This is a genomic window from Adhaeribacter sp. (genome assembly GCF_057359045.1).
Window position 1 is genome coordinate 87,566 of sequence record NZ_JBMQUD010000152.1, and the last position, 16,202, is coordinate 103,767.

The 16,202-nt window shown below is 43.7% G+C and carries 13 protein-coding genes; 8 read left to right on the forward strand and 5 right to left on the reverse strand.

Annotation, left to right across the window (positions count from 1 at the left end; genetic code table 11):
• Positions 1–522: 522 nt before the first annotated feature.
• Positions 523–1,710 carry an MFS transporter gene (locus tag ACO1R6_RS23510; RefSeq protein ID WP_486267942.1) on the forward strand — a complete coding sequence of 396 codons (1,188 nt, stop codon included), beginning with the start codon at positions 523–525 and terminating at the stop codon, positions 1,708–1,710.
• A 206-nt stretch (positions 1,711–1,916) separates the two neighbouring features.
• On the opposite strand, the gene ACO1R6_RS23515 is transcribed toward ACO1R6_RS23510, so the two are convergent.
• On the reverse strand, positions 1,917–3,131 hold the full coding sequence (locus ACO1R6_RS23515; RefSeq protein WP_486267965.1) for an ABC transporter permease: 1,215 nt from the start codon (positions 3,129–3,131) through the stop codon (positions 1,917–1,919).
• Between the two features lie 57 nt (positions 3,132–3,188).
• Here ACO1R6_RS23515 and ACO1R6_RS23520 point away from each other — a divergent pair, with 57 nt between their 5' ends.
• The 3 genes from ACO1R6_RS23520 (at position 3,189) to ACO1R6_RS23530 (ending at position 6,124) form a co-directional block, all read left to right on the forward strand.
• Positions 3,189–4,418: an exo-beta-N-acetylmuramidase NamZ family protein gene (locus ACO1R6_RS23520; protein WP_486267967.1), complete on the forward strand. Its 1,230-nt coding sequence runs from the start codon at positions 3,189–3,191 to the stop codon at positions 4,416–4,418.
• A gap of 6 nt (positions 4,419–4,424) precedes the next feature.
• On the forward strand, positions 4,425–5,354 hold the full coding sequence (gene fmt / locus ACO1R6_RS23525; RefSeq protein WP_486267969.1) for a methionyl-tRNA formyltransferase: 930 nt from the start codon (positions 4,425–4,427) through the stop codon (positions 5,352–5,354).
• Between the two features lie 281 nt (positions 5,355–5,635).
• Complete coding sequence (locus tag ACO1R6_RS23530; RefSeq protein WP_486267971.1) at positions 5,636–6,124, forward strand: dihydrofolate reductase; 489 nt, start codon at positions 5,636–5,638, stop codon at positions 6,122–6,124.
• Between the two features lie 160 nt (positions 6,125–6,284).
• Here ACO1R6_RS23530 and ACO1R6_RS23535 read toward each other — a convergent pair whose 3' ends face one another.
• From ACO1R6_RS23535 to tsaD, 4 genes are all read right to left on the reverse strand, one after another.
• Positions 6,285–6,662: a hypothetical protein gene (locus ACO1R6_RS23535; protein ID WP_486267973.1), complete on the reverse strand. Its 378-nt coding sequence runs from the start codon at positions 6,660–6,662 to the stop codon at positions 6,285–6,287.
• 96 nt (positions 6,663–6,758) lie between these two features.
• Entirely contained in the window at positions 6,759–7,541 is a 783-nt protein-coding gene (locus ACO1R6_RS23540; RefSeq protein WP_486267975.1) for a C40 family peptidase, read from the reverse strand.
• A gap of 255 nt (positions 7,542–7,796) precedes the next feature.
• A complete protein-coding gene (gene smpB / locus ACO1R6_RS23545) occupies positions 7,797–8,264 on the reverse strand; it encodes an SsrA-binding protein SmpB (protein ID WP_486267977.1) in 468 nt (155 codons plus the stop codon).
• A 254-nt stretch (positions 8,265–8,518) separates the two neighbouring features.
• Complete coding sequence (tsaD, locus tag ACO1R6_RS23550; protein ID WP_486267979.1) at positions 8,519–9,523, reverse strand: tRNA (adenosine(37)-N6)-threonylcarbamoyltransferase complex transferase subunit TsaD; 1,005 nt, start codon at positions 9,521–9,523, stop codon at positions 8,519–8,521.
• 6 nt (positions 9,524–9,529) lie between these two features.
• On the opposite strand from tsaD, the gene ACO1R6_RS23555 reads away from it, so the two are divergent.
• The 4 genes from ACO1R6_RS23555 (at position 9,530) to ACO1R6_RS23570 (ending at position 16,202) form a co-directional block, all read left to right on the forward strand.
• Positions 9,530–14,113 (forward strand): translocation/assembly module TamB domain-containing protein, encoded by a 4,584-nt coding sequence (locus ACO1R6_RS23555; protein WP_486267981.1) that lies wholly within the window; start codon positions 9,530–9,532, stop codon positions 14,111–14,113.
• A 55-nt stretch (positions 14,114–14,168) separates the two neighbouring features.
• The gene (locus ACO1R6_RS23560; RefSeq protein WP_486267983.1) at positions 14,169–15,068 is read left to right on the forward strand and encodes a cell division protein FtsX; all 900 of its coding nucleotides are present in this window, start codon (positions 14,169–14,171) and stop codon (positions 15,066–15,068) included.
• Between the two features lie 78 nt (positions 15,069–15,146).
• A complete protein-coding gene (locus ACO1R6_RS23565; protein ID WP_486267985.1) occupies positions 15,147–15,362 on the forward strand; it encodes a DUF3098 domain-containing protein in 216 nt (71 codons plus the stop codon).
• Positions 15,363–16,202, forward strand: coding sequence for an undecaprenyl-diphosphate phosphatase (locus ACO1R6_RS23570; protein WP_486267987.1), 840 nt, complete (start codon positions 15,363–15,365; stop codon positions 16,200–16,202).

Sequence of the window (16,202 nt, forward strand, 5' to 3'; positions counted from 1 at the left end):
TAGAATAATTCACGTCTGCTCGCACCAGTTTGTAGCTGACCTTTATATGCTGGCACAAGTTACGCTTCGCTAAACTTGCGTCAGTATTAGTAGCTTCGCCTAAAGGTTATGGTGTTTTCACCAGCAGGTAGTCAGATCTAGCTAAAAGATTGGCGGTGATAACACCACCAATGGCGCCAAACTCTGCTCAAAACTGAAATACGAACCTATATTGGCGAATAAAATGATATTCTAGCGTTCAGATGCGTTTCTTCTTGGTGTCAGATATTCATTATCTGTAGAAAATATTTAGGTTGAGATACCCGTAATATTCTCCCTTTTTTACCGGAAATTCTTTCAAAAGATACCTGTATAAAAATAAAAAGTTAGGCTTAGAGATAGAAAATAAAGGCATTTAGGCCGAAGCTTACGTATGGGCTAGGGCAAAGCGGCGCAGCCAATATTTTATACTATCGGCTTATACAGTATTAGCTGTAATTTGCCCCTGATTTTAAACATCGTTTATAAAGCTTTTCTATTTATATGCATAACCAAACAGTGGCCAATACCCCTCCCGAGTTAACCCGGTTAAATTTATGGGTAATGGCAATTGCTACGGGTTTAGTAGTAGCCAACTTATATTACAACCAACCCTTGCTGGGTGCCATTTCGCAAACGTTTGGGGTACCCGAAAGCCAGGCCGGTATTATTGCCATGCTCACCCAAATTGGCTATGCTTTGGGCATGCTTTTAATTATTCCGCTCGGCGATATGTTCCGGCGAAAAAAATTAATTTTAAATGATTTCGCGCTTATTATTCTGGCCTTGTTGCTGGCCGCCTGGTCGCCTAATATTCACTTTCTGATGGTGGCCAGCTTTTTTATTGGTGCTACCTCGGTTATACCACAATTGCTTATTCCTATGGCGGCGCACCTGGCCAAACCCGAAACCCGGGGCCGTACCGTGGGGTTTGTTATGAGTGGTTTGCTCATCGGTATTTTACTATCGCGCACGGTTAGCGGCATAATTGGGGCTTACCTGGGTTGGCGGGCCATGTTTATTATTGCCGCAGGTTTAATGGGTGTGCTTTGGCTGGTGTTGTATTTATTATTGCCCGAGGTTAATCCTACCTACAAAGGTACTTACAAAGAATTAATGGTTTCGCTCACGCATCTGGCCCGCGAAGAGCCCCTGCTGCGTCTGGCCGCCTTAAGAGGGGCCTTGTGTTACGCGTGCTTTGGCGCTTTCTGGACTACGTTGGTTTTTTTGCTGCGCGAGCCACCTTTTAATGCCGGACCGGAGGTTGCCGGAGCCTTTGGTTTGATTGGGGCTTTTGGGGCACTGGCCGCTTCTTACATGGGTCGCCTCAGCGACAAAGGCAACCCGCAGCAAATTACCACCTTCAGTATTATTTTAATTATCCTATCCTACATTATGTTTGGGGTGTTTAGTACCAGTATGGTGGCTTTGGTACTGGGCGTAATTTTAATGGATATGGGCGTACAGGCCACCCACATTGCCAACCAAACCTTAATATTCTCTATCCGGCCCGAGGCCCGTAATCGGTTGAACACCGTGTACATGGTTACCTATTTTATGGGCGGCGCTTTAGGTACCTACAGTGCCAGCCAGGCCTGGCATTACTGGCGCTGGCCGGGCGTGGTTTTTATTGGCCTCTTCTTTTCTACGGCGGCTTTAATAGTGCATTTGCGGGCTAGAGCGAAGAAGTAAGACTTAGGCAAAAGCAAATATTGTGCTCTATACTGGATTGCATAAGCTTATCTCTGCAAACTGATTTCTTTTAAGCTGGCAATGCAATGTTACTGAATAAATAGAGATTGCATTGCCTCCTGCTTTAGCTGGAGGATTTTTTTGATTAACATATCCAGAACCAATCACCTATGTACTCCGAACATCGCCCATATAACGCCTAACTTCTAATCAAACTTAATAGCGGTTACGGGTTTAATGCGGGTAATCATCAGGGTTGGGATTATAATGGAGAGCATGGTAAGAATAAGCGTAATGGCATTGAGCAACACAATTACGCCAAAGTTCCAGTAAATAGGCACCGTGTCCATGTAATAGTTCTCGGGGTCGAGCGGTATGATTTTAAATTTATCCTGGAGGTAACAAAAAGACAAAGCAATTACATTGCCCCAGAACAGTCCTTTTAGGGTAAGGCTTAAACCCCGGAAAAAGAATATTTCCCGGATTTGAGGGTCGGTGGCACCCAAGGCTTTTAAAAGGCCAATCATGTTGGTGCGCTCCAAAATCATGATAAACACCGTTGAAATCATGTTAAACGTTGCTACAAAAACAATCAGCACCAGAAATATGATCACATTCTTTTTCAGCAATTTCATCCAGTCAAATAATTGGGCGTACTGGTCGGTAATTTTTTGCAACTGCAGATCGTAATCCATTTTATCAAAAACCACGTTGGCCACCGTATCTATTTTGGTAAAATCTTTTAGCACAATTTCGTAGCCACCCGCCAGCGTGTCGCCCCAGCGGTTTAAATCCCGGATGTGTTGCAAATCGGCAATAACATAAGCCTGGTCAAATTCTTCGAGGCCGGTTTTATAAATGCCCGCAATGGTAAATCGCCGGGCGCGGGGCGGGTTCTGTATAAAATAAAAAGTAGCTTTATCGCCGATATTTAATTTAAGCTTATCGGCTATTTGCTGACTAACCATTATTTCATCGGAAGCCGCCGAATCGTTAAACTTAAGTGCATTGCCCTGCACCAGGTTTTTACGCATGGGTTCCAAATCGTAATGCGCGTCAATGCCTTTAATAATTAAACCCAGCACCTCGTCGCCGGCTTTGGCAATAGCCGTTTTAAGCGCGTATGGTTGGTATTTTTGTATATCCGGTATATTTTTTAAATCTTTTTCAACGGCCAGGGTACTAATCGGATTACCTTCAAAAGAGTTATTCGTATCGTACTTACGCACCTGCATGTGGGCCGCAAAACTGAATATTTTACTTTGAATCTGATTTCGGAAACCTTCCAGAATGGCAAAGGAAACAATCATAATGGCCAGACCAATGGCAATGCTAATAATGGCAATTTTGGTAACCGAGTTCGTAAACGATTGCGGTCCGCCGTCGGTAATTCTGTTAGAAATATATTTTGCTATATTCACAAGGGCTTCTTTAATAACAAATATAGGTGCCTGAATTTAATTTTCTAATTTTACCGCATGATACAGCCACTCCTATACTTAGGTTTATCTTTACTGCTTTGGGGCCAGAAGTGTTTAAATATACCTTATCTGCAACTGCCAAGTGCCGCCCCGGTAAGCTATAATTATACTCCAACCCCGGTAATCCTGGCTCCGGCCGTGCAAACTGGGGCCGAGCAAATCAATAAATATTTACCGCTTTTAAAAGGCAAACGCGTAGCGCTGGTAGTAAATCAAACTTCTGTGGTGGGCACTAAGCACCTGGTAGATACCCTCCTGGCGGTCGGCGTAAATATTGCTTTAATATACGCACCCGAACACGGTTTTAGAGGCGAGGCCGATGCCGGTGCCCACATTACCAATGCGCAGGACGCCAAAACCGGCTTACCTATTTTTTCGCTGTACGGCGCTAACAAAAAACCATCGGCGGCCCAACTCCAAAACGTAGATGTGCTTTTGTTTGATATCCAGGATGTAGGCACCCGGTTTTATACCTACATTAGCACCATGCACTACGTAATGGAAGCCGCCGCCGAAAATAATAAAGCGGTGCTGATACTGGACAGGCCCAACCCCAACGGCTATTACGTAGATGGCCCGGTGCTGGATCTGAAATATAAGTCTTTTGTGGGCATGCACCCCATTCCGATAGTACACGGTTTAACCGTAGGCGAACTGGCCCAAATGATTAACGGCGAAAAGTGGCTTCCGAACCAACGCACCTGCCGGCTTACAGTTATTCCGGTAAAAAATTATACCCACAAAACCCGGTATTCGCTGCCGGTAAAACCCTCGCCCAATTTACCCAACGATTTAGCCGTACAGGTATATCCGTCTATTTGTTTATTTGAAGGTACCAACGTAAGTGTGGGGCGCGGCACCGAAACCCCATTTCAGGTAATTGGCAGCCCGTTTTATACCAAAAAGAATTATTCTTTTACGCCTAAGTCTATGCCGGGCGCTACCAAACCGCCCCATTTAAACCAGGTTTGTTATGGCTACAAACTCACGCCTAAAGATGGGCTGGGTAAATTTTCGCTTACCTACCTGATTGATTTTTACCAGAACTCTACAAACCAGGCTAATTTCTTTAACAACTTTTTTACCAGCCTGGCCGGCAACACGCAACTAAAAGAACAAATAATTGCCGGTAAACCCGAAGCCCAAATACGGGCTACCTGGCAGCCAGCTTTAACGCAATACAAAAAAATGCGTCAGAAATATTTACTTTACCCCGATTTTGAATAAATAACTATGCCGGATTTAAGAATAATATTTATGGGTACGCCCGATTTTGCCGTACCTACGCTGCAAACCTTAGTAGAAAATAATTACCGGGTGGTGGCAGTTATTACAGCTCCCGATAAACCGGCCGGTCGCGGTCTGAAACTGGCCCAATCGCCGGTAAAAGAATACGCGGTAAGCCAGAACATTCCGGTTTTGCAACCCACCAACCTAAAAGCCGAGTCTTTTCTGGAAGAACTACGCAGCTACCAGGCCAATCTGCAAATTATTGTGGCTTTCCGGATGCTGCCGGAAGTAGTTTGGCAAATGCCGGAATTAGGTACTTTTAATATTCATGCATCGTTGCTGCCACAATACCGGGGGGCGGCCCCTATTAACTGGGCCCTAATTAACGGCGAAACCGAAACCGGTGTCACGTCTTTTTTCCTGCGCCACCAGATAGATACCGGCGACATGCTGCTTCAGGACAAATTACCCATAACCCCCGACGATGATTTTGGCACTTTGTACGAAAAATTAAAACTCGCCGGAGCCGCTTTGGCTTTAAAAACGGTCCAGGCCATTGCCAGCGGCAACGTACAACCCCAACCCCAACCCACAGGTCAGGAATTAAAAGAAGCGCCTAAAATATTTAAAGAAAATTGCCAGATTAACTGGCAGCAATCCGCCGAACAGGTCCGGAACTTTATCCGGGGATTATCGCCGTACCCCACGGCCTGGACTTTACTCGACGGCAAAACGTTAAAAATATTCCGGGCCGAAGTAATTCAAGATACGCCGGATAATACGGTTACCCCCGGCACCTTTACCAGCAACGGCAAAAATTACTTGCACGTTACTACCGCCCAGGGCACTTTAAACATTACCGATTTACAACTGGAAGGCAAAAAACGCATGGGCGTAGAAGAATTTTTAAGAGGTTACCGGTTAAAAACCTAAGTTAACTATTAAAGCTGTTTTTGTTTTTATTACGCTGATGCCCATTGACGGCCATTGGTGGTGTTATCACCGCCAATTATTTAGCTTTTGCCCAACTACTTGCCGGTAAAAACACCCGACAAGGGCAAACTGATAGATGTATTTAAAAAGGTTAAACAGGTTCAATTAAAAAAATGGCTTTAAAGATTTATCCAAGTTTTACCTTACCAGTTTTCGCGCATTGGTCTTAAAATATAGGCTTCTAGACTGTTGCCTCTCATTCCTTTACACAAATTATTAAAATGATTGCATCAATATTTGCCATGTCGGAGAACCGGGTAATTGGCCAGGATAATAAACTGCCCTGGCATTTACCCGCCGACCTTAAATTTTTTAAGGCCACTACCCTGCACCACCCCATTTTAATGGGACGCAAAACGTTTGAATCGATTGGCAAACCGCTGCCCCAGCGCACCTCTATTATTATTACGCGCCAGCCCGGTTACGAACAACCCGGCGCTATTGTGGTTAATTCTATTGCGGCGGGTATTGCGGCCGGTAAAGCTTTACACGATGATATTTTTATTATTGGCGGAGCCGAAATATTAAAAGAAGCCTTACCCGAAATAGACACCCTTTTCCTGACCAAGATACAAGCCACTTTTGCAGGGGATGTTTATTTCCCGGAACTCTCCGAAAATGAGTGGGAAGAAGTGTGGCGAGAAGACCACCAGCCCGACGAAAAAAATCTTTACCCATATAGCTTTATCAGACTAATCCGTAAGAAGTAATTCTTAACCAGTATAATTTAATTTCCGAGGATGAAGATTTACTTTATATAAGGTGCTTTAATACCTTAATAAAAACAAAAAGAGCCATGGGTGGTGATAACACCGCCCATGACTATTTTTCCTGTTCGAAAACAAATGTGGAACAGCTTCTTAAAAACAGCTAAATGCGTTTATAACCTTCTTCGTTTTCGTTCGGTTCGGTTTCGTTGCTGCCAAACGGTTGTTCGTTGGCCCGGATGCCGTTTACGCTACCATCCATTTCGTCGTAACTTCCTTCAAATTCAAAACCGGGCCCTTGAGCGGTAGCCTCTATGTTATCGGGGTCATTGGCACCGTAGCCGGTGCTTTCGTTGCCACCAATATGCAGGTTTTCTAATTTGTCTTTTTGGCCCCGGCGCTCGGTTTCACCGCCTAAGCCCACATTTCGTTTGGCGCTGGGGTCCGGCCGGTTTTCGTTGGTTTGCTCCCGGTAATCTTTGTCGTATATATTGTTCGTCCGGTCCGACGTATTTTTGTTATCTTCTTCTGAAATAGCCATAATGGTAAATATTTGTTACCATCTGTCTTACGCAAAGGTGCCGGAGTAGTTGGTTTATATCACCCTAAAGGTTGGTAAAATAAAGGATTAAAAAATTTACAGATCTTTAAAAATGCGCCGGATAAGCCGTAATTGGTGGGTATAGCGCTTGCGGTCGCGGTTGTAAATACCTTGGTGGTCGAGGGTATCTAGGCGCACTTCGCCGGAAGCATGTATAATCTGGTTGTCGTCGAGCATTAAACCTACGTGCACAATCCGGCCTTCGGCATTATCAAAATAAGCTAAATCGCCGGGGCGCGTTTGGGTAGCAAAGTGTACTTCCTGGCCGTGCGAAATTTGTTGCCAGGCATCGCGGGGTAATTGGTAGCCGCAAATACCGTAGACCTGCTGCACAAAACCCGAGCAATCTACCCCAAATACCGAACGGCCACCCCACACGTAAGGCGCTTTTAAAAAAGCTAAAGCAATTTTTTTAAGAAAATTTTCTTTTACCGGCTGGTTTAAGTTAGAGGCGCGTCCGTTAAATAAATATTTCTGGTTGCCAATGGTAATATTCATGCCATCAAAAAAGGGCAAGGTACTCCCTAATAATATCGGGATTCTTACCTGCGCATTGCTTACTGTTTGCACCACATCGAGGGTGCGGGGGTGCATTTTACTTTTCCAGGCGGTAAAATAATCTGGCGTAACAGCCAGGTGTTGTTTATAATCTATCCAGCCTTCGTATAAATCGAGCGCATTTTGTACGTGCAGCCAATTACCTTGCTGCGCCAGAATGGCGTAGCATTCCCCAAAGAACAACTCCGTAATTAATTCACTTTTGTCGCTGGGCTCACTCCTGACCGGCACATGGCTCAAAGCACAAATTCCGTAATCCAATTTTTTTATAGTTATATTTTAGATAGTAGATTTTTAGACGCGCTTTATAGAACTTGTTTCGTGTTTTCCTAAATGGGCTAACAACTATTATGGGTGGTGTTATCGCCGCCAATCTTTTAGCTTTTGCCCGACTACTTGCCGGTGAATACAAGCGGCCCGGGCAAACGTTCCTGCCATTTCCGAAACACGAAACAGCTTTAATAAAAAAGGTAGTCTAAAGCATTTTTTTGATTGGTTTTATCCAGACGCTAGTGTCTAATAGCGTTCGCGCTGCATTTCGCGTTTTACATCGCGTTCTTTAATATCTTCGCGCTTATCGTATAGCTTTTTACCTTTGGCCAAAGCAATATCTACTTTTGCAAAGCCCCTTTCGTTAATAAATAACCGGGTTGGTATAATGGTAACGCCCTGCTCTTCCGATTTTTTCTTAAGCTGGTTTAACTCGCGTTTATTTAGCAATAATTTGCGCGTGCGGGTTGGTTCGTGGTTATTATAAGTACCCTCGGTAAATTTGGCAATATGCACCTGTATTAACCAAAGTTCGCCGTCCAGAAAAGAACAAAATCCATCGGTTAAATTAACATTTCCTTCCCGCACCGATTTTATTTCGGTACCGGTTAACATAATACCAGCGGTATATTTATTTAAAAAATGGTATTCGTAAGAAGCCCGGCGATTCTGAATATTTACCGTTTTTTTTATTCTGTCTTTTTCCTTTGCCATTTACGCACCGCTTAGGGTTCAAAAGTTTCGCTTAATTTTCTTTTTTCAAAATTTTTGGGTTGCTTTTTCATTGCTGCCCGCCCAAATAAATGTTCTAATTTGTAGCTTCTGTTATTCACAAGTATTTCCGGAGGCTGTTTAGATGTTAACGGGTCATTCCCGTTCAGCCTAGCTACTAATATTTATGATGGTAATAAGCTGCCGATTAGCTATAACAAGATTAAAATAATTTATAATCTGGTTATACGCACTTATTAATATTTTAAACGAGGGTCGGGGCTGGCATATTGGTCGGTAAAGGCTCCTTCTAAATATTTAAAATGCGCGGCCATGGCAATCATAGCGGCATTATCGGTGCAATACTCAAAAGCAGGTATGTAGGTTTGCCACTTGTATTTTTGGGCATACGCCTGCAAAGTTTGCCGCAAACCCGAGTTGGCCGACACGCCGCCCGCAATGGCAATTTCTTTTATACCGGTTTCTTTTGCCGCCAAAACCAGTTTCTTCATCAGGGTTAGAATAAGCGCCTGCTGTATGCTGGCACAAATATCTTGCAGGTTATCCGGGATAAAATTTGGATTTTGGGAGCTGTTATTTTTTAAGAAATTTAAGATTGAAGTTTTGATGCCGCTAAACGAAAAATCGTAACCTGGCATGTTTACTATTGGGAAACTATAGGCATCAGGATTACCCTCCTGGGCCAATTTATCTAACAACGGCCCTCCGGGATAAGGCAACCCTAATAATTTCGCCGATTTATCAAAGGCTTCGCCTACGGCATCGTCGGTGGTTTGGCCCAGTACTTCCATGTTTAAATAATTTTTTACCAAAACAATTTGGGTGTGCCCGCCGCTTACCGTTAAGCATAAAAACGGGAAAGCAGGTTTAGGTTCGTCTATAAAATGGGCCAGAATATGGGCCTGCATGTGGTTTACCTCTATAAGCGGAATATTCAGTGCCAATGCCAAGGCTTTGGCAAAAGAAGAACCTACCAACAAAGCGCCTAATAAACCTGGCCCCCGGGTAAATGCCACCGCGTTTAACTCACTTTTTGTTATATTTGCCGTAAGCAAGGCCTGAGAAACAACCGGAATAATATTTTGCTCGTGGGCCCGGGAAGCCAGCTCGGGCACAACTCCCCCGTATTTCTCATGAACTGCCTGCGTAGCCACAATATTGGCCAGCATTTTGCCGTCTTTAATAATAGCGGCCGATGTATCATCGCAGGAAGACTCAATTGCTAAAATTGTAGGACACATATTTAATTGGAAAATCAGAAATTTAACCTTCGGGTAGTTGGTAAAATATTCCTGAAATTTATTTTAGGTTTATTTGCTTTTCTACTGCTCCTGTTTGGCGCAATTATGATTGCTATCCGGATTCCGTCGGTACAAACCAGGGTCGTACACAAAGCGGCTTCTCTTATATCCGCTAAAATTGGTCATGAAGTAAGCATCGGGAGCGTAGATATAAAGTTTTTTGATCAGGTAATTTTAAACAAAGTTAAGGTACTCGATTATAAGAACGAAGTTTTATTTTCGGTGAACCAGGTTGATGCCGATATTAACTATTTTAATATCTTAAAACCCAACCGGCTGCAACTCGATAATGTAACCCTGGATCGCCCCCAGGCCAACCTGGTACGGTATGCCGGCACAAAACAATTTAACCTCAGCTCTTTTATGGAAGCCTTAAAACGGCTCATGACCAAAAAAGACACCACTACCACCAGCAAGCCTTTTGATTTTGACATTGAAGCCGTTACCCTTAAAAACGGGCGCTTTACCTACGACGACCAGAATAAACCTTTGGCCAAATCGGGCATTGATTACCAGCACCTAATTGCCGATAGCATTTACGCCCAAATAACCGATATTGTATTGGGCGATACGTTACAGGCCAAAATTACCGATTTGCGTACCACCGAGGGCCGCACCAAAACCCGGGTGCACGAGCTCAGCAGCCACATGACCTATGCGGCCACCTTTTGGGAATTTAAAGACCTGAACTTAAGACTGGGTAAAAGTAACCTAGCCAATTACGTTCGTTTTGATTATCGCCGTTTTGGGAATTTTGTAAATTTTAACGATAGCGTAAAAGTTACCGGCCGCTTTCAATCGTCGCGCATTTACTCCGACGATGTAGCCATGTTTGCGCCCCAGGTAAAAGATTTGCACGACCAGATATTAATTACCGGTGAGGTAACAGGTAGGGTAAACCGGTTTTACGCCAAAAACCTGGATGTTTATTACGGCAAAAACACCCACATCGTAGGCAATGTAAGCTCCCGGGGATTACCAAAAATTAAAGAAACGTTTGTAGAACTAGATTTAAAACCATCTACTATAAATGCCGCCGATATTAAACCCTACTTACCCAAACAAGCTTACCAAATGGCCCAGCGCCTGGGCACGGTAAAATTAAACGGTAGTTTTATTGGTTTTTACTACGATTTTGTGGCCAATGGCAATTTTAGTACGGCTTTGGGCAATGTAGTTTCGGATGTAAACCTTAAAATCAATCCCCGTACCAATTTATCATCGTACAGCGGTTATGTAAAAAGCAATAATTTTAATTTAGGCAAACTACTTAATACGCCGCAACTTATCACCACGGTGTCAGTCGATGGCCGGGTAAAAGGTACCGGGTTTGATTTAGCAACGGCCCGCGTGCAGGTAGATGCCACCATTCAGGCCATTCATTTAATGGGCTACAATTACCGCAATATTAAGACCAAGGCCAACCTGAGCCGACAAACCTTTACCGGCGACTTTAGCATTCGCGACCCCAACGTAAACCTTACTGCCAAAGGCGATATTAATCTAAATAAAGCCAACCCAGCCTATGATGTAGTAGCCGACATCCGGCACCTGGATTTAAGGGCTTTAAAATTCACGAAAGAGAAAATAAACCTGCAAACCCAGGCCGTATTAAACTTTAAGGGGCTTAAACCCGACGAAATTGTGGGGCGGGCGCATTTTTCGAATACCCTTTTAACCCTGAACGATTACGTGGTACCCACCGATTCGGTGGTGCTGGTTTCGGCGCTAAACGGCGACCAAAGGACCCTGGATATTAACTCGGAAGTAGCCGACCTGAAAGCTTCGGGCACCTGGGACTACACCACCTTGCTGCAAGATTTAAAAGTTTTGTACCGCGAATATTGGCTCAACTTTGAAAGCAACGACCCTGTTATTGCGGCTTATTACAAAAACAAAAAACGCACTTCTTTGCCCACGTACGATTTAAATTATTATGTGCACCTGAAAGAGTTTAACGGCATTATAAAAGCTTTTGCCCCGGATATGGGCATTTCGGATAATAGCCACCTGGAAGGTAGTTTCCGGCAGGGTTCCAACGCCATTTTAACTTTAATCGGGCATACCGATACCTTGTATTACAAAAAACACAAGTTTATCACGAACGAAATTGAATTAAACACTTCTAAACTGCCTTACAGCCCCGATGTACTGGCCAATGCTTTTATTACTTCTGGCCGGCAAGTGCTCTCTACGGGCGCTAATACCGAAAATCTATACTTAGAAGGTGTTTGGAGCGACCGCTCAATTGGGTTTACCACCAATGTAGCCCAGGTAAACGCTACCAACCGGGTAAGCCTAAGCGGTAATCTGGCTTTCCTGGAAAATAAACTGCAAGTAGTATTTACCAATTCCGACATTAATGTACTGGATAAACCCTGGCGCATTACACCCAACAACGTTATAGAAATTGCAGGATCAGGTAAAGAAATAAATTTTAAAGATTTTGAAATTTCGCACCAAAACCAGCGCATTAGTGTGGCGGGTATGTTGTCGCAGGACCCCACTTCCGCTTTAAACGTTAAAATTTCTGATTTCCGGCTGGAAAACCTGAATCCATTGTTTAACAGCAATATAAGGGGCCTTTTAAACGCCGACCTTACCGCCCGCGATATTTACCGGCAGGTAGAAGTTACGAGTAAACTAAACGCCGACTCCGTTTACATGGATACCTATTACGTGGGATTAATAACCGGTACAACAAACTGGGACAACGTAGGCGATCGGTTGGGTATTGATGCTTCAATTAACCGCAACAACATGAAAGTGCTGAATGTGAGTGGTTATTTTAACCCGGCCAATGAAAGAAACCAATTAGATTTATTGGCTATCATGGACGAAGCCCCTATAAAACTGGTAGAACCGCTTTTAAATTCGCTTTTCAACGATATGTCGGGTACCATGGCGGGCCGGGTAAAGATTACCGGGCCGCTAACCGGACCCAATTTGGCGGGCTCCGTGCTGGTTACCAACGGGAAATTTAACTTTACTTACCTCAATACCTATTACACTTTTACCGACCGCATTTATTTTACCGAAAATGATATTACGTTCCGGGATGTAAAACTCCGCGATGCGCTAAATAACCAGGGAACCGTTAGCGGCAGCATTATTCACCAGGGTTTTAAAAACATGATTCTGGATTTACGCGGCGAATTCCGGCGTTTAATGGTGCTGAATACTACCCGCGAGCAAAACCAATTGTATTATGGTACAGCAGTAGCTACCGGTTCGGCCACGGTACTGGGCTCACCAACCAACCTGCAAATAAATATTGATGCCCGCAGCGAAGCCGGTACCAAATTATCTATTCCGCTCGACAACAGTAGTACGGTTACCCGCCAGAACTTTATCCGGTTTGTAAACCGCAATGTTTCAGATACTACTGCTGTAGTACCCATTGCAGCCAAAGACCAGGTAAATTTAGCGGGCATAAACCTAAACTTTAATTTGCAGGTTACCCCCGATGCGTACATCGAAATTATCCTGGACCAAACCTCCGGCGACATTGTACGGGGTTCCGGCGATGGCCGCCTGCGCATGAATATTGATACCCGCGGCGAATTTACCATGGATGGCCAGGTAGAAATTGTGCGGGGTGCCTATAATTTTACTTTGTATAATTTAATAAATAAAGAATTTGTAATCCGGCCGGGCGGTACCATTACCTGGAACGGCGACCCGTATGCCGGCATTATGAATATTACGGCTACTTACACGCAAAACGTATTAATTCCGCAAAGCCTGTTAAACAACGATGCGACTTTAAGTAACATCCGTATTCCGGTTATGGCCGTTATGAACCTGACCGGCAATTTACTTACCCCCGAAATAAACCTGGATTTGGAATTCCGGAACGCACCCAGCGATGTAGAAACCCAGTTAGCCCGGGTATTTGCCGATTTGCGCAACGACCAGGACGAGCTCAACCGCCAGGTATTTAGTTTGCTTATTTTAAAACGGCTCTCCGAACGGAACAGTTTTGGCAGCAGCGCCATTGAAGAAGGTATAACCGGCAGCTTAAGCGAATTAGTAACCAACCAATTAGGCAACTTTTTATCGCAGGTAGATTCTAATTTGGAGGTAGATATTGGGTTAATGGCGGGCAACGGCGAAAGCGGCCTCGACCAGGTAGCTTTGCGTAACTTGCAGGTGCGTTTAAGTTATAGTTTGTTAGAAGGGCGGTTGCGTGTAACCCGCGAAGGCGGCATTAACAACGGCAATTTAACCGACGGCACCGACAACCCCAGCAACCTATACGGCACCAATAATTCAATTGCCGGCGATTGGCGCGTAGAATATTACCTGGGGCAAAATGGCAAACTCCGGCTCCGGATGGAATATTTAACCTCGCAGCGCCGGTTTGCCAGTACCACCAATACCGCTACTACCAACGTCAGTATATTGCATACCGAGCAGTTTAACCGTTTCAGCGATTTATTTGCCCGGCGACGCTTACGCCGCCGTTACCAGCAGCAACGCGAACGCGTAATACTAGACTCCGATATCCGTTACGAAGATATTAAATAAATAAAAGCCGCATAAACTGTAGTTTTTATTCTTAATTTTGCACCAATAAGCGCGTATGGCATCTAATCAGATTAAACCCACCCGGAAGAAAAAACTTGGCAGCTATCCGTATGCGATGGTTATTTTTAGCATAACCCTGGCCTTGTTTGTAATTGGCTTGTTTGGGATTTTACTTATTCATGCAAGTAAATTATCCAATATAGTTAAAGAAAGTATTGAGGTGCAGGTTTATTTAGAACGGGACCTAACCGAAACCCAACTGGCTGCCCTGCAAAAAACCTTGGCCAAAAAAGAATATATTGCCTACCAAAACCAAAAGGCCCAGGTCCGATTCTTTTCAAAAGAAGAAGGTGCCAAAGAATTTATAAAAGAAACCGGCGAAGACTTTCTTAACTTTTTGGGCGAAAATCCGCTCCGCGATGCTTATATTTTAAATATTGCCGCCGATTTTGCTGACTCGCAAAACCTGGCTAAAATTAAAAAAGATTTAGAAAATATTCCGGGCGTGTTTGAAGTGCAGTATGTGGCCAGCCTGATCGATTCTATAAACCAAAACATCCGGAAACTCAGCATTATTTTATTAAGCTTTGCCGCCATACTGGTGCTAGCGGTAGTAATTTTAATTAACAATACGCTTAAATTGGCTTTGTTTTCGCAACGCTTTTTAATTAGAAGTATGCAATTAGTGGGTGCCACGTCTGGCTTTATCCAACGGCCTTTTTTAAACCGGGCTACCGTTCAGGGCTTGTTAAGTGGCTTGTTGGCCTCTATTTTACTTTTGGGTTTGCTCCAGTATGCTTATTACCAAATTAACGAATTATACGTTTTACGCGACGAACTGCAAATAGGCATTGTATTGGGTTCCTTAATTGTATTGGGTAGCTTGCTAGGCTTTATCAGTTCTTACCGGGCTATAAAAAAATACCTGGGCATGTCGCTCGATGATTTATATTAAAACAGAGTAAGCACAAAGGATAAAAGAAAAACGATTCCAACTCCTTATTCTTTTATCCTTTATCTAAATAATATAGAAATGGAAGAAAAAAATGATTTTGCTTTCGGCCGAAAGAATTACATCCTGATGTTTGTGGGCCTGGCTTTGTTAGCTGTTGGCTTTATTATCATGACCCTGGACAAAGAACCTTACGGCTTTGGTTTTCTGGGCTTAACATTAGGGCCGCTTATTGTGTTTGCTGGCTTTATTGTAGAGTTTTTTGCCATAATGGTTAAGGACCGAAAAGACGCATAAATGAATTGGTGGTACGCCGTTATTTTAGCTATTGTAGAAGGTTTAACTGAATTTTTGCCTGTTTCTTCTACCGGGCACATGATTATTGCTTCTAGTTTATTAGGCATCAGCTCCCTGGAGTTTACCAAAGTTTTTACGGTAAATATTCAGTTTGGCGCTATTTTATCAGTAGTGGTGCTGTACTGGAAGCGTTTTTTTCAATCCGTAGATTTCTACAAAAAATTATTTATTGCTTTTATACCTGCGTTGGTGTTAGGCCTGGCCCTGAACGATATTATCGACCAAATGCTCGAAAGTATTATTACGGTAGCCATTTCGTTGGTTCTGGGCGGCATTGTATTACTGTTTGTAGATAAGTGGTTTAACAACGATGCAACCCACAGCACCCCCTCTAACCGGCAAGCCTTTTTTATTGGTTTAGCGCAATGCATCGCCTTAATGCCCGGTGTTTCCCGTTCGGCCGCTTCTATCATTGGCGGTTTGGCCCAGGGTATTTCCCGGAAAGCCTCCGCCGAATTTTCATTTTTCCTGGCTATTCCTACCATGTTGGCGGCCGCCGGTTATAAGTTTGTAACCGATTTTCTGCACCTCGATATCAAAGACGACTTGCTTAAATTTAATACCGCCAAAATTGCGGCTTCTTTCGAGGCTATTGCGGCAAACGATTTAAAGATTTTGTTGCTGGGCAATGTGGTGGCCTTTGTAGTAGCCATGCTGGCCATTAAATTTTTTATTGGTTTTCTTACCCGCCACGGCTTTAAAATTTTTGGTTATTACCGCATTGTGGTAGGTGCTATTATATTAATTATGCTGGCCCTGGGTATTGATTTAGAAATGTAG